Here is a 25,562-nt window from a genome sequence, read left to right as displayed (position 1 = left end):
TGAGCAGGGGTCACTTCTCGTCGGCGAACGAGGCGAGCGAGGCGGTGACGGTGTCGAGCAGCTCGTTCCAGGACTGCTCGAACTTCTGGACGCCCTCGTCCTCCAGGACCTGGACCACGTCGTCGTAGTCCACGCCGGCGGCGGCGATGGCGGCCATCACCTCGGTGGCGTCGGCGTAGTTGGCGACGATGGTGCCGCCGGTGATCACGCCGTGGTCGCCGGTGGCCTCCAGGGTGGCCTCGGGCATCGTGTTGACGGTGCCGGGGGCGACCAGCTCGGTGACGTAGAGGGTGTCCGGCAGGGCCGGGTCCTTGACGCCGGTGGAGGCCCAGAGCGGGCGCTGCGGCTTGGCGCCGGCGGCCTCCAGGGCCTTCCAGCGGTCGCTGCCGGCGGTCTTGCCGTCGACGCTGCCGAAGACCTCCTCGTACGCCTGGTAGGCCAGGCGGGCGTTGGCCAGGGCGGCCTTGGAGCGCAGCTGCTTGGCGTCGCCGCCGACCTCGTCGAGGCGCTTGTCGATCTCGGTGTCCACGCGGGAGACGAAGAAGGAGGCGACCGACTCGATCTGCGAGAGGTCCAGGCCCTTGGCCTTGGCGGCCTCCAGACCGGTCAGGAAGGCGTCGATCACCGCGCGGTAGCGCTCCAGCGAGAAGATCAGCGTGACGTTGACGCTGATGCCCTTGCCGATGACCTCGGCGATCGCGGGCAGGCCGGCCTTGGTGGCGGGGATCTTGATGAAGACGTTCGGGCGGTCGACCAGCCACCAGAGCTGCTTGGCCTCGGCGACGGTCGCGGCCGTCTCGTGGGCCAGCCGCGGGTCGACCTCGATGGAGACCCGGCCGTCGCGGCCGTTGGAGGCGTCGTAGACCGGGCGCAGCACGTCGGCGGCGTCCCGGACGTCCGAGGTGGTGATCATGCGGACGGCTTCGTCGGTGGTGACCTTGCGGACGGCGAGGTCGCGCAGCTGGCCGTCGTAGGAGGAGTCCCCGCCGCCGATGGCCTTCTGGAAGATGGTGGGGTTGGTGGTGACGCCCACCACGTGCTTGTTCTGTACCAGCTCGGCGAGGTTGCCGGTGTTCAGTCGCTTCCGGCTGAGGTCGTCCAGCCAGATCGCCACGCCTTCGTCGCTGAGGCGCTTCAGTGCGTCAGTCATGGTGCTCAGTCCTTCTTCTGTCTTCATCTGTCTGTGGGGTCGTCAGACGGGCCGCGTACCCGCTGTGCGGGCGGGCACGCGGCCCAGGCGGTACTAGCGGTTGACGGCTTCGAGCGAGCGCAGGGCGTTGTGCGCCTCCGCGACGACCCGCTCGGCGGTCAGACCGAACTCCTCGAAGAGCACCTGGTAGTCGGCGGAGGCGCCGAAGTGCTCCAGCGAGACGATCCGGCCGTGGTCGCCGACCAGCTCGCGCCAGCCCTGGGCGATGCCGGCCTCGACCGAGACGCGGGCCCGGACCGACGGCGGCAGCACGCTGTCGCGGTAGGCCTGGTCCTGCTCCTGGAACCACTCGAAGGACGGCAGCGAGACCACGCGGGTCGCGACGCCCTCGGCCTCCAGGACCTCGCGGGCCCTGACGGCCAGCTGGACCTCGGAGCCGGTGGCGAGCAGGATCAGCTGCGGGTCGCCGGTCGACGCCTCGGCCAGGACGTAGCCGCCCTTCGCGGTGCCCTCGGCGGAGCCGAAGACCTCGCGGTCGAAGGTCGGGACGTTCTGGCGGGTGAGCGCCAGGCCGACCGGGCCCGGGTGGCTGCTGTGCCGCTCGACGATGGTGCGCCAGGCGACGGCCGTCTCGTTGGCGTCGGCCGGGCGGACCATCGACAGGCCCGGGATGGCGCGCAGCGAGGCGAGGTGCTCGACGGGCTGGTGGGTCGGGCCGTCCTCGCCGAGGCCGATCGAGTCGTGCGTCCAGACGTAGGTGACCGGCAGCTTCATCAGCGCGGCCAGGCGGACGGCCGGGCGCATGTAGTCGGCGAAGACCAGGAAGGTGCCGCCGAAGACCCGGGTCCCGCCGTGCAGCGCGATGCCGTTCATGGTCGAGCCCATGGCGTGCTCGCGGATGCCGAAGTGGATCGTCCGGCCGTAGGGGCTGGCCGACTTCAGCGGGTTGCCCTCGGGGAGGAAGGAGCTGTCCTCGTCGATGGTGGTGAGGTTGGACTCCGCGAGGTCGGCCGAGCCGCCCCACAGCTCCGGGATCACCGCGCCGAGCGCCTTGAGGGTCTCGCCGGAAGCCTTGCGGGTGGCGACGTCCTTGCCGGCCGCGAAGACCGGGACGGCCTTCTTCCAGCCGTCGGGGAGCTCGCCGGCCTGGATGCGGTCGAACTCGGCGGCGCGGTGCGGGTGGGCGGCGCGCCAGGCGTCGAGGGAGCGCTGCCACTCGTCGCGGGCGGCCTTGCCGCGCTTGATCACCTGGCGGGCGTGCTCGATGACCTTGTCGCTGACCTCGAAGGTCTTCTCCGGGTCGAAGCCCAGGACCTTCTTGGTGGCAGCGATCTCGGCGGCGCCGAGCGCGGAACCGTGCGCCTTGGCGGTGTTCTGCGCGTCCGGAGCCGGCCAGGCGATGATGGTGCGCATCGCGATGATCGACGGGCGGGAGGTCTCGGCCTTGGCCGCGGCCAGCGCCTCGGCCACGAGGGCCACGTCGATGTCGCCGTTGGACTTCGGGGCGACCCGCTGCACGTGCCAGCCGTACGCCTCGTAGCGCTTGAGCACGTCCTCCGAGAAGGCGGTCTCGGTGTCGCCCTCGATCGAGATGTGGTTGTCGTCGTAGAGCGCGACCAGGTTGCCCAGCTTCTGGTGGCCGGCCAGCGAGGAGGCCTCGGCGGAGATGCCCTCCTCCAGGTCGCCGTCGGAGACGATGGCCCAGATGGTGTGGTCGAACGGCGACTCGCCGGCGGGGGCGTCCGGGTCGAACAGGCCGCGCTCGAAGCGGGCGGCCATCGCCATGCCCACGGCGTTGCCGATGCCCTGGCCGAGCGGGCCGGTGGTGGTCTCGACACCCGCGGTGTGACCGTGCTCGGGGTGGCCCGGGGTGCGGCTGCCCGCGACCCGGAACGCCTTGAGGTCGTCCAGCTCCAGGCCGTAGCCCGAGAAGTAGAGCTGCGTGTAGAGGGTCAGGCTGGTGTGCCCGGGAGAGAGGACGAAACGGTCGCGGCCCACCCAGGCCGGGTCGGTCGGGTCGTGGCGCAGGAAGCGCTGGAAGATCAGGTACGCCGCCGGGGCCAGCGACATGGCCGTCCCGGGGTGTCCGTTGCCGACCTTCTGGACCGCGTCCATGGCCAGGACGCGGGCGGTGTCGACCGTCCGCTCGTCCAGCTCGGACCACTCGAATGCATTCGTCGGCGTCGTGCTCACCCTGTCTCAGGGCTCCTTCCGTTGTGAAGAGTGACCCCGTGAAGGGGACCGGGTCGGCCACGTCGATGGGGCCGGACGCTGGGTGGTGCCGGTCACGGAGGGTAGATCCCGCTTCTCGGTGCGAGCCTACCGTCCGGGTCGGGGATCACCCTCCGTGCTGAGACAACGGGCATTTCCGTATGGCGATTCCCACGAGGGTTCGAAGGGTTCTTTTGTCCCAGCCTCTCCCGGTTTCACGGCCTCTGCCCGTTCGGGGGCCGGGACGGGGGACCGGTATCGCAGCAGGTCGGCTTCGTGTGTTCGCCCAGGGGTTCACCCAGGGGTGTGCGTTCCGCCCCGCCCGGGGGACCCCGGAGCCGGTGGGGAGATATGGAGCGTCTAAGGTGGCGTGGTACGCGCAGAGCGGACGATTCGGGAACATCGTTCCGGTGGACGCCTGCGAAGATTCATCTTCAGTTGGGGTGTTAGTGACCGCCGTCGAATCCCGTCCCGCCGGGGTCACCGGGGCGACGCCTGCGCACCGGCCGTTCGGGGCCCGTGTCGGCGCATTCGTCGCACTGACCAAGCCTCGGATCATCGAACTGCTGCTGATCACCACCGTCCCGGTGATGTTCCTGGCGCAGCGCGGTGTCCCGGATCCGCTGCTGGTCCTCAAGGTGGTCATCGGCGGCTACCTGTCGGCCGGTGGCGCCAACGCCCTCAACATGTACATCGACCGCGACATCGACGCGGTGATGTCGCGCACCGAGCGGCGGCCGCTCGTCACCGGGATGGTGTCACCGCGCGAGGCGCTGGTCTTCGGCATCGCGCTGGCGGTCGGTTCCACGCTCTGGCTCGGATTCCTGGTCAACGCGCTCTCCTCGCTGCTGGCGCTGTCGGCCCTGCTGTTCTACGTGTTCGTCTACACGCTGGGGCTGAAGCGGCGCACCGCGCAGAACATCGTCTGGGGCGGGATCGCCGGCTGCATGCCGGTCTTCGTCGGCTGGGCGGCGGTCACCGGCTCGGTGTCCTGGTCGGCGCTGGTGCTCTTCCTGGTCATCTTCTTCTGGACGCCGCCGCACTACTGGCCGCTGTCGATGAAGGTGCGCGAGGACTACGAGCGGGCCGGCGTGCCGATGCTCCCGGTGGTCAAGGGCAACCTGGCGGTCGCCAAGCAGATCGTCCTCTACTCCTGGGTGATGGTCGCCGTCTCGCTGGCGCTCTGGCCGCTGGCGGAGACCAGCTGGCTGTACCCCGTCTCGGCGGTCGTGCTGGGCGCGGCCTGGCTGAAGGAGGCGCACGGACTGTACGCCCGGGCCAAGGCCGGGGTGGTCGGCGCGAAGCTCAAGGAGATGCGCCTCTTCCACTGGTCGATCACCTATCTGACGCTGCTGTTCGTGGTGATCGCGGTGGATCCGTTCGTGAAGTAGCCGCCGACGCGGAGAAGGGGCCCCGGTCTTCGGACCGGGGCCCCTTCCGCGTCTCAGTGCGGGGGCAGTTCGGAGGGTCCCACCCGGTCGTCCAGCCAGTCCCGCAGGGGCTGGGAGGCCCGCAGGAAGCCGGTGATCCGGTCGTGGGCGGCCCGGGTGCCGAGCCACGCCGCCGGCGGCCACTCCTGCCAGGCGACCAGCCCCTTGTGGCGGAGCAGCTCGATCCGCGGGTGGTCCCGGGGGTAGCCGCGCGGGGCGGACCTGAGGCTGTCCCGGCCGACCACCTCCGGCCCGGCCGCGCGGACCCGGGCGATCACCCGCTCCAGCTCGGCGCCGCCGACCTCCTCGGCGACGGCGGCCCGGTAGCGCGCCAGCTGGTCCGGGGCGAGCCGGTACAGCCCGTTGCCGCAGGCCAGGCCGTCGGCGGAGAGCTGGATGTAGCCGCCGCTCTCCAGGTGGGCGCCGATGTGCGTCTTGTAGGGGGACTTGTCGGCGCTGAACCGGACGTCCCGGTTGGGGCGGAAGATCTTGCCCGGCCCGAACCCGGGTTCCAGCTCGGCGAGCAGTCGCTCCATCGGCTCCCGCACGGCGTGCTCGTACCGGTCCTTGTGGGACTGCCAGAAGGTCCTGGAGTTGTCGGTCTCCAGGTGCTCGTAGAACTCTAGGGCCTCGGCCGGCCAGCCTTGGAAGGTCACCGCTCCAGTATGTGGTCCGGTGCACAGCCCGGTCCCGTCGCCAGCTCCGCTACCGATCGGTAGCATGCGGGCATGAGCAGCGCAGAGACCGCCACCCCCGCCGCGCCGGACGCCCGCGTCGAGCGCCGCGCCAAGCGCATCGCCAAGCACCTGACCGCCTTCGCCAAGCAGCACGGCGGCAGCGCCGACGGCGTCGTCGAGTACGTGGGCACCGTCGCCACCCGGATCGTCGTGGTCGGCGCGGACGGCGCCTGGGGCGACCAGGTCGCCCCGAGCTACGCCGTCGGCCGCCGGGCCGCCGAGCTGGCCGGGGTCACCCTGCACGACAGCTTCGAGGGCGAGCTGGGCCTGAAGGTCAGGACCGGCCCGTACGAGTGGAAGCGGATGGCCGGTATCCAGATCGGCGGCTGAGGCCGCGCCGAGTACGCGAGAGGGGCCCCGGGTTTCCCCGGGGCCCCTCTCGCACGCTCAGACCGCGGCGGTCCGCGGTGCCTGGGCGGGCAGCGGCGCGGTGGGCGCGGCGCCCTCGCGCACGCGCAGCGCCAGCGGGATGCGCAGGACGGCGATCCAGGTGAGCGTGGCGCCCAGCATGTGGATGCCGACCAGCAGCTCCGGGACGTCCGTGAAGTACTGGACGAAGCCGAGCACGCCCTGGAGCAGCAGCACCGCGAGCAGCTCGCGGGCCCGCGCGCGGGCGGCCGGCGGGGCCTTCACGGCGGCGAACACGAAGAGCACCGCGACCGCCAGGCCGACCGAGACGAACGCCAGGTCGGCGTGCACCTGGGCGAGGCGGTCGTAGTCGAGGGGGATCCGCGGCACCAGCTTGTTGTCCTTGGGCGTCCCGGGGTGGTGCCCGGCGCCGGTCACCAGCGTCCCGGCCGCGACCAGCAGGCCGATCACGGTGACCAGGACGTAGGAGAGCCGGACGATCGGACCGGCCACGGCCGGCCGCGGCGGGCCGTCGCCCTCGCGCGAGCGCTCCCACATCAGCAGCGCGACCCAGACCAGGGCCATCGCGGAGATCAGGTGGACGGCGACCGTGTAGGGGTTGAGGCCGGTCAGCACGGTGATGCCGCCGATCACGGCGTTGCTCATCACCAGCCAGAACTGGGCCCAGCCGAGCCTGCTCAGACCACGCCGCCAGGGCCGGTGGCAGCGGGCGGCGAGGATCGCCCAGCCGACCGCGGCGCTCAGCACGTAGGTCAGCATCCGGTTGGTGAACTCGATGATGCCGTGGAGGCCCATTTCGGGCGTCGGCGTGATGCTCTCGCCGGTGCAGCGGGGCCAGGTGGTGCAGCCGAGGCCGGAGGCGGTGAGCCGGACGGCTCCGCCGGTCACGACGATCACCACGCTCATCACCAGCGCGGCGAACGCGGCGCGCCGGACCATGGCGGCGGACGGCTGCCAGCGGTCGGCGAGCAGGGAGAAGGGGGTAGGCACGGGGTCAATCGTAGGCGGCCTTACAGCCGATCTTGGGGCGGGGCGGGGTCGCGCCGGGCGGGCGCCGTCCGGCCCGTCGCCGGTCCGTCGCCCCGGGGGCCGTCCGACGGGCCCCGGGGCGGGCCGTTCGGCCCGAACGGGACTGTTCGGGCAAGGCGGACATTGGTCTTGACCAATCACTCGGTTGGCCGAAAGAGTGCGGCTTGGTCCATACCTTTTTCCGGGACCGCTCCCACCCCCGCACGTAAGCGGAGATCCTGCACATGCGCATACCCACACCCGCCGCAGCGCTCGCTCTCGGCGGATCCCTCGCCCTGGCCGGTCTGATCGCCCCGGCCGCGCACGCGGCCGAGCCCGGCCGGCAGTGCCAGAGCCTCGGCGTCGCCAATCTCTACGGGGAGTTCATCGAGGGCGACGACACCCACACGCCGGACGCCGAGGGCGCGGTGGCGGTCGGCGGCAACGCGGACTTCACCGGCGGCTTCTCGGTCGGCCAGGAACTGACCGCGGACCAGGTCGCGGCGCTTCCCGGCGGCAACGCGCTGGTCGTCGCCGGCAAGATCACCGGGCACAACACCCAGGTGATGAAGGGCAACGGCGTCTACGGCTCGAAGGCCCCCGGCGCCGTGGTGGACGCCCACCAGGGCAAGATCAGCCAGGGCGCCTCCCCGATCGACTTCAAGGCCGAGTTCGCCAAGCTCCGCTCGGCCGCCACCGCCCTCGCGGCCGGGGCGCAGACCGCCGGCGCCAAGGTCGAGGCGAAGGGCGCGCAGCTCTACCTGAGCAGCGCCGACGCCACGCTCAACAGCTTCACCGTCAGCGCGGCGACGCTCCAGGGCGCCACCGACGTCTTCGTGAAGGTGCCGGTAGGTTCGGTCACCGTCGTCACCGTGACCGGCGACAGCTACGACATGGCCGCCGCCCGGACCACGGGCTTCCACCTGTGGGACGAGGGCAAGAAGGCCTACGTCCTGGACGACAAGCTGCAGAGCGCGTCGGGCGGGGCGGTCCGGGCCAAGCTGCTCTGGAACTTCCCGACCGCCACCAAGGTGGTCAAGAACAGCCAGGCCGCCTGGGCCGGCACCGTGCTGGCGCCGAACGCCGCCTTCGACCTCGGCAGCGGCGGACCGGTCAACGGCTCGGTGATCGCCAAGTCGCTGACCGGCAAGGGCGGCGCGGAGACGCACCACTACCCGTTCACCGGCTGCCTGAACACCGAGGTGCCGCCGACCACCGTGCCGACCGTGCCGCCGGTGGTGCCGAGCGGTTCGCCGTCGCCGTCCTCCACGCCGAGCGCGTCGGTGACCCCGAGCACGCCGGCGACGCCCGGCGCCTCGGTGACCCCGGGCGGCTCCGGCAGCCCGTCCGCCCCGACGACCGGCACACCGGGCCCGGGCGCCACAGGCAGCCCGGCGGCCTCCGCCTCCCCGTCGGCGGCGGTGGTGCCGAGCGCCTCGGCCGGCCCGTCGGCGGAGGCGACCACCGGAGGCGGCCTCGCCCACACCGGCTCCGGCCCGGTCGTCCCGCTGACGATCGCCGGCGCCGTCGTGATCGCCGCCGGTGGCGCGATCGTGGTGGCCACCCGTCGCCGGGCGGCCAGGAAGGCCTGACGGCCCGCCGGGCGACCGTAGTGCTGCCCCCGGTGGTCGGATTCGACCGCCGGGGGCAGTGCGTTTGCGCCACTGTGACGGAATACGTTCAAGTTCGCCGAACGGGTGTCGTGCGAGGTCGCCGCCGTGATGGGCTGCTCCTTGCACAACCGAGGCCGGACGGACAGTCGAAATCCGGTCGTACGGCGGGGTGTGGGGAGGTGAGGGTGTGCCGGTAGAGTCCCCCGGACAGTCGTGGCGGGCCACCGCGAGCCTTTCAACAAGCCTGCTGCGCAAGACCGTTCGGAGGGGACAACGAAATGGCGCGACAGCGGCGGCAGATCGGCATCAGGAACGCGGCACTGGCGGGGACGGCGGCAGCCGCCGTCCTGCTGCCCTTGGCACTGGCGACCAGCGCCTCGGCGCACGCGCCCAAGTGGCAGGTGACCTGCGACAAGATCGTGATCGATCTGACCAACTACAGCGACGCGAGCGGTGTGAAGAACGTCGTCAGCCTGACCGTCGACGGCGAGAAGGTGCTCGACCAGAAGCCGTTCGGCAAGGAGTTCCACGGGACGTTCCCGGTGAAGGACCACGCCAAGCCGGTCAGCGCGACCTTCGTGGTCACCACCACCGAGGACCCGAAGAACGCCGACTGGAACAAGACGGAGACCAAGACGATCGAGGTCTGCCAGACCCCGACGCCCACCCCGACCCCCACCCCCACCCCCACCCCCACCCCCACGGCGACCCCGACGCCGACGCCCACCCAGACCCCTACGCCCACCAGGACCCCGACGTCGACCCCGACGCCGACCCCCACCAAGACCCCCACGGCGTCGCCCACCGCGACCCGGACGCCCACCCCGGCGCCGAGCACCGCCACCCCGGGCCCGGTGCTCGCCCAGACCGGTAGCAGCGACGCCACCCCGATCATCGCCGCGGCCGGCGGCGGCGTCGTCCTGCTCGGCGGCGCGCTCGTCCTGCTGGCGCGCAAGCGCCGCAGCGGCGGCAGCGAGAGCTGACGCCCGCGGCCGATCGCACGGTGGCCCCCGCTCGCACGACGAGCGGGGGCCACCGTGCTCCGTGCTGGGGCCCGCGTGGCCTGCTAGCCCGGGGTGACGGTCGCGAAGACGCCCCGGGCGGGTGTGCCGTCCGGCCAGGTCCACCCGGCGACCAGGCGCGCGGCAGGGCCCTTCGCGGCATCCGCGGCCTCCGTGGGCCGCAGGACGCGGTTGAGCCGGACGTCGAACGCCTCGGCGGCCGGTGCGCCGTGCACGGTGACGCCGGGGTCGGGGGTGTCGCTCAGGCTCTGGTGCTGCGGGACGGCCCCGCCGCGCAGGAGTGCGCGCGACTGCGCCGTCACCACCGGGTCGTGGGCGCCGTCGTAGATCCAGCGGGTGCCGAGCACCCCGTGCTCGGAGGTGCCGATCAGCGCCTCGGCGGGGGCGTCCGCCAGCGCCGTACCCCGGTAGGCCAGCGGCACCAGGTACGCGACCGGTTCCGGCGCGGAGGTGTCCACCACGACCATGAACTCGATCCCGACCTCGCCCGCCGGATCGTCCAGCCGGAACCCGCCGGCCGTCGTCAGTTCCGGGGCGCCTGCGGTGCCCACGTACCAGCTCTGCTTCGGCAGCCAGCCGGTGAGCAGCTCCAGTTTGGCGGGCTTCATGGTGGTGCGGTGGATGGCGGCCATGACTTCCCTCGCGCGTAGATCCGGGCCCGTCCTGCCACGGGATGCGGTCGAACGTACCGGACGGCATCACCCGGTGCGGGCGGGGGCGGTGCCCAACCGGGCCGGGCGCTCGGCGCCGGGCCGAACAAAACGGATTGCCGCCCCTGCGGGGGTGTGCCACTGTTCGGCCGGGACCGAGCAGTTGATCAACGTCGGCAGGTCGGTCGGGCCCCGGGGAATTCGCCGACGGGGCACAGGGAATCACGGGAATCGGTGCCATGGGGAATCAGTACGAGGACGAGTGTCGCCGGGCGTTGGCCGGGGAGCAGGCGAAGAGCCTTGCCGAGACCGACCACTGGGAGCACGTGGACCGGGACCGGGTCCACCAGGACTGGGACGTGCTGTACAAGGAGATCGCGGCCGTTCTGGAGGGCTCCCTGCCCGGGGACCCGCAGATCCAGGAGTTCGTCGGCAGGCACTTCGACATCGCCTGCCGGTTCTACGTCCCCACCAGGAAGGCCTACGTCGGCATGGCGCTCTTCTACGCGGAGAACGACGACATGAGGGACTTCCACAACTCCTACCACCCCAGGATGGTGGAGTTCCTGGGGGAGGCGATGGGCGTCTTCGCCGAACGCGGGACCGGCTTCGCCCCGTAGGGCGGGACCCGCCGGTAAGGCCGCGTCGCGGGCTCCCGCCGACGGCCGGGCGGGCTACGCTCGCAGCCAGCACGGGACCGAGGAGATCCGAGGAGGGCGCGACGGCCCGGACCAGCCGCGAACGCGTCATCAGAACGCTGACGTTCTGGCTTCGCCCGGCCTTCGCCCTGCGCTGCGTCAGCCGTTTCCAGAAGCTCGTGGGCTTCGACCGCTCGATGGCCCTCGCCGCCGGCGCGCTGGCGGCGACCGTCCCGCTCTCGATCCTCACCGGCGGCGTCCTGGCGCGCACGGGGCACGCGGACACGGCGGAGCGGATCATCGGCCGCTACCAGCTCACCGGGGAGGGCGCCGATGCCATCCGGCAGGTGTTCGCGCCCTCGTCCGGCACGGCCGCGACCATCGGTGTCTTCGGAGCGGTGTTCCTCGTGATCTCGGTGCTGAGCTTCGCCCGGGCGGTCCAGCGCCTGTTCGAGCAGACCTGGGAGCTCAGACCGCTCAGTGTGCGCAACACGCTGAACGACCTGTGGTGGGTGGCCGGTCTCACCGGCTACCTGATGGCCACCGGTCTGGTCTACGGCTTCCTCGGCCGGGGGCGCCTGCAGCTGGGGGCGGCCGCGGCCGAGGCGCCGGTGACCGCGGCCTTCCTCGTCTGGGGCGGCTGGATCCTCACCGCGCGGCGGGTCGCCTGGCGGGCCCTGCTCCCGTTCGGTGTCGTCGGGGGCGTCCTGGCGGCGGTCTACTCGGTGGGTGCGACGGTCTACCTGCCGCACCTGTTCAGTTCCTCGGCCGCCCGGTACGGCGCCGTGGGCGCCGTCTTCGCGACGCTCTCGGGACTCTTCGGCGCCATGCTCGTCACCGTCGGCTCGGCCGCGCTCGGGCGGGAGGTGCGTGACGAGCTCGTCGGTATCGCCCGGGGTGAGCGTCCGCCCGACGACGAGATCCGCCGCGAGTGGCACACCGTGATCGAGCAGGCGCGGTCGCGGTGGCACACCACCCGGCGGCAGATCGCCCGCTACCGCCGGTCCAAGGACCCGGACGAGCCGGGCGGGCCCTGACCCTCGGGGCGCGCCCCGAGGGTCACTCCCAGCGGAAGAAGCGGGCGGCGGCGGCCAGGGCCACGACCGCCCAGGCGCCCAGGATGCCGAGGTCGGCCCAGGGCACACCGGCGCCGGTCTGGAGGACCGAGCGGAGGCCGTCCGACAGCGCGGCGATCGGGAGCAGCTCCAGCACCGACTGGACGGCGGCCGGGAACCTGCTCAGCGGCACGATCACGCCGCCGGCCAGCAGCAGCAGGACGAAGACCAGGTTGGCGGCGGCCAGCGTGGCCTCCGCCCTGAGGGTGCCGGCCATCAGCAGCCCGAGGCCGGAGAAGGCCGCGGTGCCGAGGACGAGCAGGGCGACGACGCTGAACGGGTCGCCGTGCGGGGACCAGCCGAGGGCGAGCGCGATCACGCTCAGCAGGGCGACCTGGAGCGCCTCGGTGACCAGCACGCAGCCGGTCTTGGCGGTGAGCAGCGCCCAGCGCGGCAGCGGGCTGGCGCCGAGCCGCTTCAGCACGCCGTAGCGGCGTTCGAAGCCGGTGGCGATGGCCTGCCCGGTGAACGCGGTGGACATCACGGCCAGCGCCAGCAGGCCGGGTGCCAGGAAGTCGACGCGCTTGCCGGGGCCCTCGACGGCGACGATGTCGACGGCGGAGAAGAGCACGAGCAGCACCGTCGGGATGATGACGGTCAGCAGCAGCTGTTCGCCGTTGCGCAGCAGCATCTTCGTCTCGAAGGCGGTCTGCGCGAGCAGCATCCGGCCGACCGGGGCGGCGCCGGGCGCGGGCGAGTAGTCGGTGGTCGTCACGAGCGGAGGTCCCGTCCGGTCAGGTCGAGGAAGACGTCTTCGAGGCTGCGGCGCTGCACGGCGAGCCGCTCGGGGAGGATGCCGGAGGCCGCGCACCAACCGGCGACGGTGGCCAGCAGCCGCGGATCGACGGGCGCCTCGATGCGGTAGCTGCCGGGCGAGGCCTCGGTGGCGGTGGCGCCGTCGGGCAGCTCCTTGAGCAGCGGGGCGAGGTCGAGCCCGGGCGGGCCGTCGAAGCGCAGCGAGGACTCGGCGCCGCCGCGGCAGAGCTCGTCCGGGGTGCCCTCGGCGATCACCCGGCCGCGGTCGACGACGGCGACCCGGTCGGCGAGCTGCTCGGCCTCGTCCATGTGGTGGGTGGTGACGACCACGGTGACGCCGTCCCGGCGCAGGTCGCGGACCAGCTCCCAGGTGGCGCGGCGGGCCTGCGGGTCGAGGCCGGCGGTCGGCTCGTCCAGGAAGACCAGCTCGGGCCGGCCGACCACGGCCATCGCCAGGGCGAGCCGCTGCTGCTGGCCGCCGGAGAGCCGGCGGTAGGTGGTCCGGCCGCAGGAGCCGAGGCCGAGGCGTTCGACCAGGGCGTCCACGTCCAGCGGGTGGGCGTGCAGCTTGGCGGTGTGCCGGAGCATTTCGACGGCGCGCGCTCCCGCGTACACGCCGCCGGACTGCAGCATCACGCCGATCCGCGGGCGGAGCTCGGCGCCCTGGGCGACCGGGTCGAGGCCGAGGACGCGGACGGTGCCGGCGTCGGGGCGGCGGTAGCCCTCGCAGATCTCGATGGTGGTGGTCTTGCCGGCGCCGTTGGGACCGAGCACGGCGGTGACGGCGCCGCGCGCGAGGGTCAGGTCGAGACCGTCCACCGCCGTCTTGGTGCCGTAGCGCTTGACCAGCCCGGTGACCCGGACCGCGGGTTCGGAATGCATACCGGCGAGTGTATGAGGCGCGAACGCGGCGGCCCGGAGCGGGAGGCCGCGCCGGGGGCGGACGCGGCACCGGACGGGCGGCCGAAGGGGTGGTGGGTGGAGCGGTCGACGGCCTGGTCGGCGGGCCGTCCGGAGGGCCCGCCGAGGGGCGAGGAGGGCCGGAACGACCGCCGGAACCGGTGCCAGGTGATCGTTTTCGCAGGTCAGGTAAGGCTTACCTGCGTGACAGATGACACGAGTGAGGCCTGCATCACGGCTTGTCCCGGCGGAAGTAATTACGCAACAATCGTGTTGTGAAAAACATGCGCGAGCACTCCCCGCAGCAGGAGGCCGAGTCGGCCCCCGGCTGCGCCGTGCCCGCGAACGCGACCGAGGTGCTGCTCGACGGTCACCGCGCGACCCGGGACCGGGTGGCCCGGTCGATCCTCGACCACGGTCCGTCCTCCGCCGCCGACCTGGCGAACCGGCTCGGTCTGACGACCGCCGCCGTCCGCCGTCACCTGGACGGCCTAGCCGCCGCAGGACTGGTCGACGCCCGTGAACAGCGGGTCTACGGCAGCCGCGGCCGGGGTCGCCCGGCCAAGGTCTTCGCCCTCACCGAGTCCGGTCGGGACGCCTTCTACCAGGCGTACGACCAGCTCGCGGCCGACGCGCTGCGCTGGATCTCCGACGCGGTGGGCGGCGGCGCGGCGGGCGAGGAGGCGGTCGCCGCCTTTGCCCGCGCCCGGTTCGGCAAGCAGGGTGAGAAGTACCTGGACGCCCTGCGCCAGGCCGAGGCCGGTGAGCGGACCGAGGCACTCGCCCGGGCGCTCAGCGCCGACGGGTACGCTGCCACGGTGCGGCGGGTTCCGTCGGCCGCGGCGAAAGCCCCGGCGGGCGCCCAGCTCTGCCAGCACCACTGCCCGGTCGCGCACATCGCCGAGCAGTTCCCGCAGCTCTGCGAGGCGGAGACCGAGGTCTTCTCCCAACTGCTGGGCACCCATGTGCAACGGCTGGCCACCATCGCCCACGGCGACGGGGTCTGCACCACCTATGTGCCGGCACCCGGTGCCGCATCGTCGCCCTCCCTGCGCAGCGCGGGTCCGGGTTCCGGTGCAGTGCCGACTGCCGGTACGTCCACCGAAGATTCAGCGTCCGCGCGTTAGGAAGCTCGCATGACTGACACCGTTTCGCACCCGGAGCTCGAAGGCCTGGGCACCTACGAGTACGGCTGGGCGGACCCGGATGCCGCCGGCTCCGTCGCCAAGCGCGGGCTCAGCGAGGACGTCGTCCGCGACATCTCGGCGAAGAAGAGCGAGTCCGAGTGGATGCTGAACCTGCGGCTCAAGGGCCTCAAGCTGTTCGGCAAGAAGCCCATGCCCACCTGGGGCTCGGACCTCACCGGCATCGACTTCGACAACATCAAGTACTTCGTGCGCTCGACCGAGAAGCAGGCCGAGTCCTGGGAGGACCTGCCCGCCGACATCAAGGCGACGTACGACCGGCTCGGAATCCCGGAGGCGGAGAAGCAGCGGCTGGTGGCCGGTGTGGCCGCGCAGTACGAGTCCGAGGTGGTCTACCACCAGATCCGTGAGGACCTGGAGGAGCAGGGTGTCATCTTCCTGGACACCGACACCGCGCTGAAGCAGCACCCGGAGATCTTCGAGGAGTACTTCGGCACCGTCATCCCGGCCGGCGACAACAAGTTCGCCGCGCTGAACACGGCGGTGTGGTCGGGCGGCTCCTTCATCTACGTGCCGAAGGGTGTCCACGTCGACATCCCGCTGCAGGCCTACTTCCGGATCAACACCGAGAACATGGGCCAGTTCGAGCGGACGCTGATCATCGTCGACGAGGACGCCTACGTCCACTACGTCGAGGGCTGCACCGCGCCGATCTACTCCTCGGACTCGCTGCACTCCGCGGTGGTGGAGATCATCGTCAAGAAGGGCGGCCGCTGCCGCTACACGACGATCCAGAACTGGTCGAACAACGTCTACAACCTGGTCACCAAGCGCGCCGTGGCGTACGAGGGCGCGACCATGGAGTGGATCGACGGCAACATCGGGTCCAAGGTCACCATGAAGTACCCGGCCGTCTACCTGATGGGCGAGCACGCCAAGGGCGAGACCCTGTCGATCGCCTTCGCCGGTGAGGGCCAGCACCAGGACGCCGGCGCCAAGATGGTCCACATGGCGCCGAACACCTCCTCCAACATCGTCTCCAAGTCGGTGGCGCGAGGCGGCGGCCGCACCTCCTACCGCGGTCTGATCGAGATCGGCGAGGGCTCCAAGGGCGCGAAGTCCAACGTGCTCTGCGACGCCCTGCTGGTCGACACCATCTCCCGCTCGGACACCTACCCGTACGTGGACGTCCGCGAGGACGACGTGTCGATGGGCCACGAGGCGACCGTCTCCAAGGTCAGCGAGGACCAGCTCTTCTACCTGATGAGCCGGGGCATGACCGAGTTCGAGGCGATGGCCATGATCGTCCGCGGCTTCGTCGAGCCGATCGCGCGCGAGCTGCCGATGGAGTACGCGCTGGAGCTGAACCGGCTGATCGAGCTGCAGATGGAGGGCTCCGTCGGCTGACGCACAGCCGCACGCAGTCCAGCCACCAACTTTGAGGAAGAGAGCACTACGACAGCCATGGCTGACACGCCTTTGAATGTCGCTGGGACCACCGCCGGTTCCACCACCGCCGGTTCGATCGAGGTCGGCACCGCCGGGGCGGGCGCGCAGCTCGCCGGCCCCGGCACCGGCCGCGCGACCGTCCAGCAGCCGATCGACGCCCGCGTCGCCGTCAAGCCCTCCTTCGAGGTCGGCGACTTCCCGGTGCCGACCGGCCGCGAGGAGGACTGGCGGTTCACCCCGCTGCACCGCCTGAAGGGCCTGCACGACGGCAGCGCCGCCGAGGCGGAGAAGGGCGCGGACAAGGTCGAGCTGAGCCTGCCGGACGGCGTCACCGCCGAGACCGTCGGCCGCGACGACGCCCGCCTGGGCAAGGCCGGCAAGCCGGTCGACCGGGTCGCCGCCCAGGCGTTCAGCGCCTTCGAGCAGGCGCTCGTGGTCACCGTGCCCAAGGAGACGGTGCTCACCGAGCCGGTGAAGATCGACGTGCACGGCGAGGGCGGCACCCGCTTCGCCCACGTGGTGATCGACGTCAAGCCGTTCGCCGAGGCCGTCGTGGTGATCAACCACACCGGGACGGGCACCCGCGCGGCCAACGTCGAGCTGCTGCTCGGCGACGGCGCCAAGCTGACCTTCGTCTCCGTCCAGGACTGGGACCGCGACGCGGTGCACACCGCCCAGCAGACCGCCCTGGTCGGCCGGGACGCCTCGCTGAAGTCCGTCGTGGTCACCTTCGGCGGCGACGTGGTCCGCATCCACCCGCGGGTCTCCTACTCCGCTCCCGGCGGCGAGGCCGAGCTGTTCGGCCTGTACTTCGCCGACGCCGGCCAGCACCTGGAGCACCGTCTGGTCATCGACCACGACACCCCGCACTGCCGCTCCAACGTCGTCTACAAGGGCGCGCTGCAGGGCCAGGACGCGCACGCCGTCTGGGTCGGCGACGTGCTGATCCGCGCCGCCGCCGAGGGCACCGACACCTACGAGCTCAACCGCAACCTGGTGCTCACCGACGGTGCCCGGGTCGACTCGATCCCCAACCTGGAGATCGAGACCGGCGAGATCGTCGGGGCCGGCCACGCCTCCGCGACCGGCCGCTTCGACGACGAGCAGCTCTTCTACCTGCGGGCCCGCGGCATCCCGGCCGACGAGGCCCGCCGTCTGGTGGTGCGCGGCTTCTTCGCCGAACTGGTCCAGCAGATCGGCGTCGCCGAGATCCAGGAGCAGCTCATGGAGAAGATCGAGGCCGAGCTGGAAGCGGCGGTCTGAGGCCGATGAGTTTTCTCCGTGCCTGCGCGCTGAGCGAGCTCCAGGAGGACGTGCCCCGGCGCGTCGACCTCAACGGCGTGCCCGTCTCCGTCGTCCGCACCGACGAGGGGGTGTTCGCGATCAGCGACACCTGCTCGCACGCGAACGTCTCGCTGTCCGAGGGCGAGGTCGAGGACTGCATGATCGAGTGCTGGCTGCACGGCTCCAGCTTCGACCTGCGCACCGGCAAGCCCTCCGGACTGCCCGCCACCAAGCCGGTCGCTGTCTACCCCGTAAAGATCGAAGGGGACGATGTGCTCGTCTCCGTCAACCAGGAGTCCTGAGTACATATGGCAACCCTTGAAATCCGCGACCTGCACGTCACCGTCGAGGCGGAGAACGGCCCCCGGGAGATCCTGAAGGGCGTCGACCTGACCGTGAAGCAGGGCGAGACCCACGCGATCATGGGTCCGAACGGCTCCGGCAAGTCGACCCTGGCGTACTCGCTGGCGGGACACCCCAAGTACACCGTCACCAGTGGCTCGGTGCTGCTGGACGGCGAGGACGTCCTGGAGATGTCCGTCGACGAGCGGGCCCGGGCCGGTGTCTTCCTGGCCATGCAGTACCCGGTCGAGGTCCCCGGCGTCTCGGTCTCCAACTTCCTGCGCACCGCCGCCACCGCCGTCCGCGGCGAGGCCCCGAAGCTGCGGCTCTGGGTCAAGGAGGTCAAGGCGGCGATGGCGGCCCTCCAGATGGACCCGGCCTTCGCCGAGCGCAACGTCAACGAGGGCTTCTCCGGCGGTGAGAAGAAGCGCCACGAGATCCTCCAGCTGGAGCTCCTCAAGCCGAAGATCGCGATCCTCGACGAGACCGACTCCGGTCTGGACGTCGACGCGCTGCGGGTCGTCTCCGAGGGCATCAACCGGGTCCGCTCGACCGGCGAGGTCGGCACCCTGCTGGTGACCCACTACACCCGCATCCTGCGCTACATCAAGCCCGACCACGTCCACGTCTTCTCGGCCGGCCGCATCGTCGAGTCCGGCGGCGCCGAGCTCGCCGACAAGCTGGAGGAAGAGGGCTACGAGTCCTACGTGAAGGGTGGCGCTTCCGAGTGATCCATACCCCCGAGACGAGTGGCCCCGCCACGGGCCTGCCGGGTCTGCTCGACACCGACGCGATCCGCAAGGACTTCCCCGTCCTGCAGCGCCTGCTGCACGACGACAAGCCCCTGGTCTACCTGGACAACGCCGCCACCTCGCAGAAGCCGCGCCAGGTGCTGGAGGCGCTGAACGCCTACTACGAGCGGCACAACGCCAACGTGCACCGCGGCGTCCACGTGCTCGCCGAGGAGGCCACGGCGCTGTACGAGGGCGCCCGTGACAAGGTCGCGGCCTTCGTCAACGCGCCGAGCCGCAACGAGGTGGTCTTCACCAAGAACGCCTCGGAGTCGCTCAACCTGGTCGCCAACATGCTGACCTGGGCGGACGAGCCGTACCGGGTGGACGCCGACTCCGAGATCGTCATCACGGAGATGGAGCACCACTCCAACATCGTCCCGTGGCAGCTGCTCTCGCAGCGCACCGGCGCGAAGCTGAAGTGGTTCGGGCTGACCGACGAGGGCCGGCTCGACCTGTCCAACATCGACGAGCTGATCACCGAGAAGACCAAGGTCGTCTCGTTCACCCTGGTCTCCAACCTGCTCGGCACGGTGAACCCGGTCGAGGCCATCGTCCGCAAGGCCCAGGACGTCGGTGCGCTGGTCGTCATCGACGCCTCGCAGGCCGCGCCGCACATGGTGCTGGACGTGCAGGCGCTGGAGGCCGACTTCGTCGCCTTCACCGGCCACAAGATGCTCGCCCCGACCGGCATCGGCGTGCTCTGGGGCCGCCAGGAGCTGCTGGAGGACCTCCCGCCGTTCCTCGGCGGCGGCGAGATGATCGAGACCGTCACCATGGGCTCGTCCACCTACGCCCCGGCGCCGCACAAGTTCGAGGCCGGCACCCCGCCGATCGCCCAGGCGGTCGGGCTCGGCGCGGCCATCGACTACCTGTCGAACATCGGCATGGACCGGATCGCCGCGCACGAGCACGCCATCACCGCGTACGCGGTGGAGCGGCTGCTGGAGGTCCCGGACCTGCGGATCATCGGTCCGCGCACGGCCGTGGACCGGGGCGCCGCGATCTCCTTCACGCTGGGCGACATCCACCCGCACGACGTGGGCCAGGTGCTGGACGAGCAGGGCATCGCCGTGCGCGTCGGCCACCACTGCGCGCGGCCGGTCTGCCTGCGGTACGGAATCCCCGCGACCACGCGGGCGTCGTTCTACCTGTACTCGACGCCGGGCGAGGTCGACGCCCTGATCGACGGCCTGCACCACGTCCGGAACTTCTTCGGCTGACGGGACGGCCCACGACATGAAGCTCGACTCGATGTACCAGGACATCATCCTGGACCACTACCGCAACCCGCACGGCAAGGGGCTGCGGGACGGCGACGCCGAGGTGCACCACGTCAACCCGACCTGCGGGGACGAGATCACCCTGCGGGTGCGGCTCGACGGGGCCACGGTCGTGGACGTCTCGTACGAGTCGCAGGGCTGTTCCATCAGCCAGGCCAGTGCCTCGGTGCTGAACGACCTGGTGGTCGGCAAGACCGTCGGCGAGGCGCAGGCCGTCCAGGAGGCTTTCCTGGAGCTGATGCAGAGCAAGGGCCAGGGCGAGGGGGACGAGGAGGTGCTGGAGGACGCGGTCGCGTTCGCCGGCGTCTCCAAGTACCCGGCCCGGGTCAAGTGCGCGCTGCTCAGCTGGATGGCCTGGAAGGACGCCACCGCCAAGGCCCTGGCCGAGCAGCCCGCCGTGCACGACCTGAACGACTGAAGCAGAAGAGGAGGACAGACACATGAGTGACACCGAGACGCCCGCCCCTTCCGCTGAGGAGGGTCCGACCGTCATCGTCGGCACCACCGCCGGCACCGTCTCCGTCGAGGACCTGACCGAGGCCCTGATGGACGTCGTCGACCCCGAGCTGGGCATCGACGTCGTGAACCTGGGCCTGATCTACGGCATCCACATCGACGAGTCCGACGTGGCCACCATCGACATGACGCTCACCTCGGCGGCCTGCCCGCTGACCGACGTCATCGAGGACCAGGCGAAGACCGCCACCGACGGCCTCGTCCAGGACCTGCGCATCAACTGGGTCTGGATGCCGCCGTGGGGCCCGGACAAGATCACCGACGACGGCCGCGAGCAGCTCCGCGCCCTCGGCTTCAACGTCTGACGGACGTCCTGCGTCAACCCACTGCCGCGCGAGTCTCCCCTTCGGGGGAATCATTCGCGCGGCAGTGGTATATCTGCGAGCGGGCGGCCACGCTGGTGCCGCGACCGCGAAGGGAGCGACGGGATGGCTGTGGAAGCGATCGGGCACTGGACGTTGCCCGCCTCGCCGTATGCCATGTGGGTCCGGGGAGAGCTGGAGGCGTACCTGCGCATCCCGGACGACGGCACACGGGTCGAGGTGATCGGAGGGGAGTTCGTCGTGTCACCGGCGCCTGTGTACCTGCACGCGGGGATTCTTACGGACATCCAGGAGGCGGTGCTGTCCGCCGGAGTGCTGGATGCGGCCTTCCCCTGGCGGGCCGTGCAAACCGTCAACCTCGACCTGGTGGAGATCGGCGACGGCTACGTCCCCGACATGGTGGTCGTCCACCAGGACACCGATGCCAGGAGCAGGGCGGAGGACGTGCTCTTCCTGCAGCCGCAGGACCTCGACCTGGTGATCGAGGCGACCTCTCCGTCCGATGCCCGCAACGACCGCCGTCCGCTGCTCGGCCGTCGGCTCAAGCCCACCAAGTGGAGCGGGTACGCGCGGACCGGAGTGCCGTACTACCTCCTGGTCGACCGTGACCCGCGTCAGCCGGGCGTCACCCTGTTCGGTGAGCCGGACCGGAGCGAGGGGAGCTACCGGGTGCTCGGCGAGTGGAAGTTCGGTGAGCCGCTCCGGCTCCCGGAGCCGTTCGGGTTCGAGGTCTCCACGGAGACCTGGAAGCCCTGGGCGGAGTAGGGCTCGAGAACGCCGCTGCCCGGTACGGATCCCGTACCGGGCAGCGGCGTTCCCGTCGGTCAGGCGGTGCGGGGCCGGCGGGCGACGGCGACGGCCAGGGCGACGCAGAGGACGGCGGCGAGGCCGACGAAGCCGCTGGTCGCCGGGAGCAGGCCGTAGCGCTGGACGAGGGCGCCGACGCCGACGATCGGCAGCGAGCTGCCGAGGTAGACGATGACCCAGAGGGAGCTGAGCTCGGAGCCCCGGCGTTCCGGGTTCATCGCGGCCACCGCGCCGGTGAACAGCGAGCGGAAGGCGACCCCCTGGCAGGAGCCGCCGAGGACGCTGCCGATGAACAGCAGCGCCGGTGTGCCGGTGTACTGGGCGGTGACGACCAGGCCGAGGCCGGTCGCCAGACCGGTCATGCCGAGGGCGATGACCAGCCGGTCGGCGGTCGGCGGGACGAGCAGCTGGGCCACGGCGGAGGAGCCGAGCAGCAGCGCGGCCACCACGGCGCCGGTCAGCCGGGAGTCGGTGTGCAGCAGCTTGGCGGAGAAGGCCGGGGCCAGGCTGAGGTAGACGCCGAAGACCGCGTAGGAGATGAACCCGGCGGCCGAGGCCAGCAGGAACGCCCGGCGGCCGGTGGACGGCAGGGCGAGGCGCTGCGGGCGCAGGTGCGCCGGGGTGGTGATGCGCGGCGGGGAGGCCGGCGGGCGGCTGCGGCCGGGCATCCGGGGGTGGACCAGGGCGAGCGGCACACAGAGCGCGAGCAGGGCGACGGCGTGCAGCAGGAAGGGCGTCATCAGCGGGTCGGAGCCGCCGGCCAGCAGGGCGCCGACCACCGGGCCGATCGCCACGCCGCCCGCCGAACAGGCCAGGGTGAGCTTGGCCGCCAGCGTGGGGTGGTCGGGCAGCAGGTCGCCGAGGGCGGCTCCGGCGGCGCCGGTGGACAGGCCCACCGCGACGCCTTGGACGGCGCGGCCGAGGGCGAGCTGCCAGAAGCTGCCCGAGGTGGCGAAGACGACGTCCCCGGCGGCGGCCAGGGCCACGGCGGGCAGGATCAGCGCGCGCCGGCCGAGGTGGTCGGACCAGTGGCCGACCGCGGCGAGCACCGGGACCAGCGCGAACACGTACACCGTGAAGAGGATCGTGGTGTCGAGCGCGGTCAGCGAGAGCCGCTGCTGGAGCAGCGGGTAGATCGGCGTGGCCAGGTTGGCACCGATCAGCATGAGGAGGAGGGCGCCGGCGACGAGGCCGACGCGGACGCCGCGGAGCGCGTTCCATCGGCTGATCGCGGCGAGCTGGAGCTGGGCGCGCGGGGCGAGCTCCAGGGGAAGCAGGGCCTCCGACAGTCGGCGTCCGTCGAACTGCGCGGTGCGCAGGCCGGAGCCGGCAGGGGAGAGGTCCGCCATGGCAGGGGTCTCCTGTGGCCGGGCACCACCAAGGTCGGCGGGGTGTGCCGGCGCGCCCGTCCGGTGGCGCTGTGGTGGTGGCCTCGGTGCGGGGACTTCCTGGTGGAGCGGGTGAGCATGGGACCCTCCGTCCCGGAGCCGGGCGAGGAGGGTGGAGGGGCTTCGTTGCCCGGTGGCCCGCGCGGGGTGTGCACGGTGCCGATTCGAAGGATAAGGGGTGGGCGCACGGTTGCGGCGCGCGCCCCTGGAGGCCGGGCATCGGGGGTGCCCGGCCTATACGCTGAGGTAGTGGACCGGCACAGGGAGCTGATCCACTGCGGCCGGAACGGATCGGCCGACCGCTGGCTGTAGGGAGAACGCGCGACAATGGCCGGACGACGTCGTAAGAACGCTGGGGCTCCGTCGGCGGGTGCGCCGGACGAGGGGGCGGTCGGCGCTGTGCTGCCCGCCGACCTGGAGCTGCAGGACCTCTATGGGGCGTTCGCCGCGCACGGGCTGGACGACGAAGACCTGGACGACGCCGCCGTGCTGGTGCCGCCGGTGCGGCTGCCGGCCGAGTCCGAGCTGGCCGACCAGGCGAAGGCCGTGCCGATGTTCGGGTACGCGCTGAAGCTGGCCCGCTGGACGGCCCCGCACCGGGAGGTGGACGAGTTCGGCGACCTCACCGGTCCGGACCGGGCGCCCGCCGCCCGGCTGCTCGGCCTCGCGCCCGAGCAGGGGGAGGCGCCGGAGGAGGCCGTGGTCGAGGCGATGCGGGCCTGGTCGCTGGCCTGCGACCTGGACCTCATCGAGATCGGCACCACCGCCGCCGGTGAGCACGTGGCCATTCCCGGGCCGGACCTGGAGCCGGCCGAGCGGGGGGACGCGGAGACCGTCCTGGAGCTCTGGCTGACCGCCGCCGGGATCGTCCGGGAGCTGGCCGTGGAGGCCGACTCGCTGCCGGAGGAGGAGGCCGCCGAGGAGGCGGCCGAGCGCGCCGGGGCCGTGGGGGAGCCGGAGCCGGAGTCGGAGGATGACGACGACGAGGAGCGGCTGGCGCGGGTCGAGGAGGCCCGGGAGGAGGCCGCCGAGCTGCTCGACGAGGCGCTCCAAGTGCTCTACGAGACGACCGCCTTCGCCGACCCGGGCACCGAGACCGTGCCGCTGGGCGTGCTGGCCGCGCTGCTGGTCGTCCCGGAGGGCGAGGAGCCGAGCGAGGAACTGCTCGGCGACATCACCGACGTGATGGTCGCGCTGGACCCGATGCTGAACGACCTCGCCGAACTCGGCGTGCTGGACTACCGCCCGATCGACCCGGAACTGTTCGACGAGGAGGAGGGGCAGGAGCCCCTCGGCGGCGGGGTCGGCGACGAGCCGCTGGACGAGGAGGAGTCGGCCCGCTTCGGCCTGGTCCGGCTCACCCCGCTCGGCCAGTACGGCATCCGGCAGTGGCTGCTGGAGGACGGCTACGACGCGCCGCTGGTCGGCGAGCTGGCCCAGGGGGATGCCGCCGAGCTGCTGCGCGGGATCTGCGAGGCCGCCAACGTGCTGCCCGAGGAGGAGCTGCAGGTCTGGGTGACCGACCGGGAGCCGGTGGACGCGGCCCGCGAGCTGCTCGCGGCGTCGCGCGGCAACGACGCGTACGCCCCGATGCGCCGGATGCTCAGCCGGCTGGCGCTGGGCATGATCGGCCGGCCCGCCGAGCCCGCCGTCCGGGAGGTGCTGGACGACCCGGAGCTGGGCGGGGCCGCGCGGGCCTGGCTGGTGGATCTCGGCGCCGCCGATGTGCCCGCGCCGGAGCGGGGGATGGCGCTGTGGACGGTGATCGACACCTTCGCCGCCCAGCTGCTCGACACCGGCGGCGACGCCGAACTGCTTCGCGAGCTGATCGCCGACCTGCCGGTGACCGGCAACCCGGCGAGCTACTTCGGCGAGCTCTGGCGGGTCGACCACCCCTACACGGCGGACGTGCTGGAGGCGGTCGGCGAGCTGCACCTCGACCGGACGGTGGCCAAGGAGGCCCGCAAGGCGGCCTTCAAGGCGCGTTCGAAGAGCTGAGGGCCCGGGGGGCGTGCGGGGCCGGGCCGGCCGGGGCGGGACGCCCGGCCGGTCACGGCAGGTCCAGTGAGCCCTCCGCGGTGAACGGGAAGAACGGGTTGTGGGCCAGCTCCCACAGGTGGCCGTCCGGGTCCTCGAAGTAGCCCGAGTAACCGCCCCAGCTGGTCGCGGTCGGGGGTTTGACCACCGTGGCGCCCGCCTCGACGGCCGTCCGCAGGGCGGCGTCCACGCGCTCGGTCGACTCCAGGTTCACCGCGAGGGTGACGCCCCGGAACGACGGCTCGCCGAGGGCGGGGACCCCGGCGTCGGCGGCCAGCTCGTCGGTCGGGAAGAGGCCGAGCACCGAGTCGGCGGTGCGGAACCAGACGATCTCCGGGCTGGAGACCGACGAACGGCGCCACCCGAGGTCCTCGTAGAACCGGGCGCTGCGGTCGAGATCGGTCACCCCGAGGGTGACGATGCTGATGCGGGCGGGAAAGTCCTGGGTCGCTGTCATGCCCGACAGCGTAGGAAGCGGCACTGACAAACGCGCGTCCTGACACGACGGCGCGGGTGGCGATCCGTCCGGCGGGGCAAAGGAGCTGATGACCCGGCAGGTCGGGCCACGTATCGTGTCCCGCAGGCGGTGTGCGGGCGG

General features: G+C 71.9%; 25 protein-coding genes. 16 read left to right on the top strand and 9 right to left on the bottom strand.

The annotated features are described in order from the left end of the window. Positions 1-10: 10 nt before the first annotated feature. Together tal and tkt are read right to left on the bottom strand one after the other, a co-directional pair. Positions 11-1,150: a transaldolase gene (tal, locus tag ACZ34W_RS07225; protein ID WP_329490015.1), complete on the bottom strand. Its 1,140-nt coding sequence runs from the start codon at positions 1,148-1,150 to the stop codon at positions 11-13. Positions 1,151-1,243: 93 nt separating this feature from the next. Continuing rightward, complete coding sequence (gene tkt, locus ACZ34W_RS07220; RefSeq protein ID WP_329490016.1) at positions 1,244-3,343, bottom strand: transketolase; 2,100 nt, start codon at positions 3,341-3,343, stop codon at positions 1,244-1,246. 467 nt (positions 3,344-3,810) lie between these two features. On the opposite strand from tkt, the gene ACZ34W_RS07215 reads away from it, so the two are divergent. Beyond that, positions 3,811-4,752, top strand: coding sequence for a heme o synthase (locus tag ACZ34W_RS07215; RefSeq protein ID WP_329490017.1), 942 nt, complete (start codon positions 3,811-3,813; stop codon positions 4,750-4,752). A 53-nt stretch (positions 4,753-4,805) separates the two neighbouring features. Here ACZ34W_RS07215 and ACZ34W_RS07210 read toward each other — a convergent pair whose 3' ends face one another. Continuing rightward, the gene (locus tag ACZ34W_RS07210) at positions 4,806-5,447 is read right to left on the bottom strand and encodes a DUF2461 domain-containing protein (protein WP_465602345.1); all 642 of its coding nucleotides are present in this window, start codon (positions 5,445-5,447) and stop codon (positions 4,806-4,808) included. A gap of 72 nt (positions 5,448-5,519) precedes the next feature. Between ACZ34W_RS07210 and ACZ34W_RS07205 the strand changes: the two genes are divergently transcribed. After that, entirely contained in the window at positions 5,520-5,858 is a 339-nt protein-coding gene (locus tag ACZ34W_RS07205) for a hypothetical protein (protein WP_329490019.1), read from the top strand. Positions 5,859-5,915: 57 nt separating this feature from the next. On the opposite strand, the gene ACZ34W_RS07200 is transcribed toward ACZ34W_RS07205, so the two are convergent. Continuing rightward, positions 5,916-6,896 (bottom strand): COX15/CtaA family protein, encoded by a 981-nt coding sequence (locus ACZ34W_RS07200; RefSeq protein WP_380386699.1) that lies wholly within the window; start codon positions 6,894-6,896, stop codon positions 5,916-5,918. A gap of 254 nt (positions 6,897-7,150) precedes the next feature. On the opposite strand from ACZ34W_RS07200, the gene ACZ34W_RS07195 reads away from it, so the two are divergent. Beyond that, a complete protein-coding gene (locus tag ACZ34W_RS07195) occupies positions 7,151-8,497 on the top strand; it encodes a choice-of-anchor A family protein (RefSeq protein WP_465602342.1) in 1,347 nt (448 codons plus the stop codon). Between the two features lie 299 nt (positions 8,498-8,796). Then, positions 8,797-9,501, top strand: coding sequence for an LAETG motif-containing sortase-dependent surface protein (locus ACZ34W_RS07190; RefSeq protein WP_465602340.1), 705 nt, complete (start codon positions 8,797-8,799; stop codon positions 9,499-9,501). A gap of 83 nt (positions 9,502-9,584) precedes the next feature. Here ACZ34W_RS07190 and ACZ34W_RS07185 read toward each other — a convergent pair whose 3' ends face one another. Beyond that, on the bottom strand, positions 9,585-10,172 hold the full coding sequence (locus ACZ34W_RS07185) for a maltokinase N-terminal cap-like domain-containing protein (protein WP_465602338.1): 588 nt from the start codon (positions 10,170-10,172) through the stop codon (positions 9,585-9,587). A 257-nt stretch (positions 10,173-10,429) separates the two neighbouring features. Between ACZ34W_RS07185 and ACZ34W_RS07180 the strand changes: the two genes are divergently transcribed. Together ACZ34W_RS07180 and ACZ34W_RS07175 are read left to right on the top strand one after the other, a co-directional pair. Continuing rightward, entirely contained in the window at positions 10,430-10,810 is a 381-nt protein-coding gene (locus ACZ34W_RS07180) for a TipAS antibiotic-recognition domain-containing protein (protein WP_329490023.1), read from the top strand. Positions 10,811-11,007: 197 nt separating this feature from the next. Next, positions 11,008-11,865 (top strand): YhjD/YihY/BrkB family envelope integrity protein, encoded by an 858-nt coding sequence (locus ACZ34W_RS07175; protein WP_329490024.1) that lies wholly within the window; start codon positions 11,008-11,010, stop codon positions 11,863-11,865. Positions 11,866-11,887: 22 nt separating this feature from the next. Here ACZ34W_RS07175 and ACZ34W_RS07170 read toward each other — a convergent pair whose 3' ends face one another. Together ACZ34W_RS07170 and ACZ34W_RS07165 are read right to left on the bottom strand one after the other, a co-directional pair. Then, a complete protein-coding gene (locus tag ACZ34W_RS07170; RefSeq protein WP_329492288.1) occupies positions 11,888-12,607 on the bottom strand; it encodes an ABC transporter permease in 720 nt (239 codons plus the stop codon). Positions 12,608-12,654: 47 nt separating this feature from the next. Then, positions 12,655-13,581, bottom strand: a complete 927-nt coding sequence (locus ACZ34W_RS07165; protein ID WP_465602335.1) for an ABC transporter ATP-binding protein — start codon at positions 13,579-13,581, stop codon at positions 12,655-12,657. Positions 13,582-13,883: 302 nt separating this feature from the next. Here ACZ34W_RS07165 and ACZ34W_RS07160 point away from each other — a divergent pair, with 302 nt between their 5' ends. From ACZ34W_RS07160 to ACZ34W_RS07120, 9 genes are all read left to right on the top strand, one after another. After that, positions 13,884-14,726 (top strand): helix-turn-helix transcriptional regulator, encoded by an 843-nt coding sequence (locus ACZ34W_RS07160; protein WP_329490026.1) that lies wholly within the window; start codon positions 13,884-13,886, stop codon positions 14,724-14,726. A gap of 9 nt (positions 14,727-14,735) precedes the next feature. Beyond that, a complete protein-coding gene (gene sufB / locus ACZ34W_RS07155) occupies positions 14,736-16,151 on the top strand; it encodes a Fe-S cluster assembly protein SufB (protein WP_329490027.1) in 1,416 nt (471 codons plus the stop codon). 57 nt (positions 16,152-16,208) lie between these two features. After that, positions 16,209-17,456: a Fe-S cluster assembly protein SufD gene (gene sufD, locus ACZ34W_RS07150; RefSeq protein WP_329490028.1), complete on the top strand. Its 1,248-nt coding sequence runs from the start codon at positions 16,209-16,211 to the stop codon at positions 17,454-17,456. 5 nt (positions 17,457-17,461) lie between these two features. After that, a complete protein-coding gene (locus ACZ34W_RS07145) occupies positions 17,462-17,779 on the top strand; it encodes a bifunctional 3-phenylpropionate/cinnamic acid dioxygenase ferredoxin subunit (protein WP_329490029.1) in 318 nt (105 codons plus the stop codon). 6 nt (positions 17,780-17,785) lie between these two features. Beyond that, positions 17,786-18,550 (top strand): Fe-S cluster assembly ATPase SufC, encoded by a 765-nt coding sequence (sufC, locus tag ACZ34W_RS07140; protein WP_352288160.1) that lies wholly within the window; start codon positions 17,786-17,788, stop codon positions 18,548-18,550. Beyond that, positions 18,550-19,833: a cysteine desulfurase gene (locus ACZ34W_RS07135; protein ID WP_380386702.1), complete on the top strand. Its 1,284-nt coding sequence runs from the start codon at positions 18,550-18,552 to the stop codon at positions 19,831-19,833. The genes sufC and ACZ34W_RS07135 overlap by 1 nt, the downstream gene beginning before the upstream one ends. Positions 19,834-19,849: 16 nt before the next feature. After that, a complete protein-coding gene (gene sufU, locus ACZ34W_RS07130) occupies positions 19,850-20,311 on the top strand; it encodes a Fe-S cluster assembly sulfur transfer protein SufU (RefSeq protein WP_329490031.1) in 462 nt (153 codons plus the stop codon). Positions 20,312-20,333: 22 nt separating this feature from the next. Beyond that, entirely contained in the window at positions 20,334-20,714 is a 381-nt protein-coding gene (locus tag ACZ34W_RS07125) for a metal-sulfur cluster assembly factor (protein WP_329490032.1), read from the top strand. 123 nt (positions 20,715-20,837) lie between these two features. Next, positions 20,838-21,497: a Uma2 family endonuclease gene (locus ACZ34W_RS07120; RefSeq protein ID WP_465602331.1), complete on the top strand. Its 660-nt coding sequence runs from the start codon at positions 20,838-20,840 to the stop codon at positions 21,495-21,497. Positions 21,498-21,556: 59 nt separating this feature from the next. Here the strand turns inward: ACZ34W_RS07120 and ACZ34W_RS07115 are convergent, their stop codons facing one another. After that, positions 21,557-22,888, bottom strand: a complete 1,332-nt coding sequence (locus ACZ34W_RS07115) for an MFS transporter (RefSeq protein ID WP_352288165.1) — start codon at positions 22,886-22,888, stop codon at positions 21,557-21,559. Positions 22,889-23,326: 438 nt separating this feature from the next. Here ACZ34W_RS07115 and ACZ34W_RS07110 point away from each other — a divergent pair, with 438 nt between their 5' ends. Then, a complete protein-coding gene (locus tag ACZ34W_RS07110) occupies positions 23,327-24,925 on the top strand; it encodes a hypothetical protein (protein WP_465602330.1) in 1,599 nt (532 codons plus the stop codon). A gap of 52 nt (positions 24,926-24,977) precedes the next feature. On the opposite strand, the gene ACZ34W_RS07105 is transcribed toward ACZ34W_RS07110, so the two are convergent. Beyond that, positions 24,978-25,421, bottom strand: coding sequence for a VOC family protein (locus ACZ34W_RS07105; RefSeq protein ID WP_329490036.1), 444 nt, complete (start codon positions 25,419-25,421; stop codon positions 24,978-24,980). Between the last annotated feature and the right edge of the window lie 141 nt (positions 25,422-25,562).

The organism is Kitasatospora sp. NPDC022856, assembly GCF_055561235.1.
The sequence above is the reverse complement of the archived record's forward strand: the minus strand, read 5'-3'. Positions and strand labels throughout refer to the sequence as shown.

Coding starts and splice junctions, on each gene's coding strand:
- tal (WP_329490015.1), bottom strand. CDS start 1,150: ATGACTGACGCACTGAAGCGCCTCAGCGACGAAGGCGTGGCGATCTGG.
- ACZ34W_RS07205 (WP_329490019.1), top strand. CDS start 5,520: ATGAGCAGCGCAGAGACCGCCACCCCCGCCGCGCCGGACGCCCGCGTC.
- ACZ34W_RS07195 (WP_465602342.1), top strand. CDS start 7,151: ATGCGCATACCCACACCCGCCGCAGCGCTCGCTCTCGGCGGATCCCTC.
- ACZ34W_RS07190 (WP_465602340.1), top strand. CDS start 8,797: ATGGCGCGACAGCGGCGGCAGATCGGCATCAGGAACGCGGCACTGGCG.
- ACZ34W_RS07185 (WP_465602338.1), bottom strand. CDS start 10,172: ATGGCCGCCATCCACCGCACCACCATGAAGCCCGCCAAACTGGAGCTG.
- ACZ34W_RS07180 (WP_329490023.1), top strand. CDS start 10,430: ATGGGGAATCAGTACGAGGACGAGTGTCGCCGGGCGTTGGCCGGGGAG.
- ACZ34W_RS07170 (WP_329492288.1), bottom strand. CDS start 12,607: ATGCTGCTCGCGCAGACCGCCTTCGAGACGAAGATGCTGCTGCGCAAC.
- ACZ34W_RS07165 (WP_465602335.1), bottom strand. CDS start 13,581: ATGCATTCCGAACCCGCGGTCCGGGTCACCGGGCTGGTCAAGCGCTAC.
- ACZ34W_RS07160 (WP_329490026.1), top strand. CDS start 13,884: ATGCGCGAGCACTCCCCGCAGCAGGAGGCCGAGTCGGCCCCCGGCTGC.
- sufB (WP_329490027.1), top strand. CDS start 14,736: ATGACTGACACCGTTTCGCACCCGGAGCTCGAAGGCCTGGGCACCTAC.
- sufD (WP_329490028.1), top strand. CDS start 16,209: ATGGCTGACACGCCTTTGAATGTCGCTGGGACCACCGCCGGTTCCACC.
- ACZ34W_RS07145 (WP_329490029.1), top strand. CDS start 17,462: ATGAGTTTTCTCCGTGCCTGCGCGCTGAGCGAGCTCCAGGAGGACGTG.
- sufC (WP_352288160.1), top strand. CDS start 17,786: ATGGCAACCCTTGAAATCCGCGACCTGCACGTCACCGTCGAGGCGGAG.
- sufU (WP_329490031.1), top strand. CDS start 19,850: ATGAAGCTCGACTCGATGTACCAGGACATCATCCTGGACCACTACCGC.
- ACZ34W_RS07125 (WP_329490032.1), top strand. CDS start 20,334: ATGAGTGACACCGAGACGCCCGCCCCTTCCGCTGAGGAGGGTCCGACC.
- ACZ34W_RS07120 (WP_465602331.1), top strand. CDS start 20,838: ATGGCTGTGGAAGCGATCGGGCACTGGACGTTGCCCGCCTCGCCGTAT.
- ACZ34W_RS07115 (WP_352288165.1), bottom strand. CDS start 22,888: ATGGCGGACCTCTCCCCTGCCGGCTCCGGCCTGCGCACCGCGCAGTTC.
- ACZ34W_RS07105 (WP_329490036.1), bottom strand. CDS start 25,421: ATGACAGCGACCCAGGACTTTCCCGCCCGCATCAGCATCGTCACCCTC.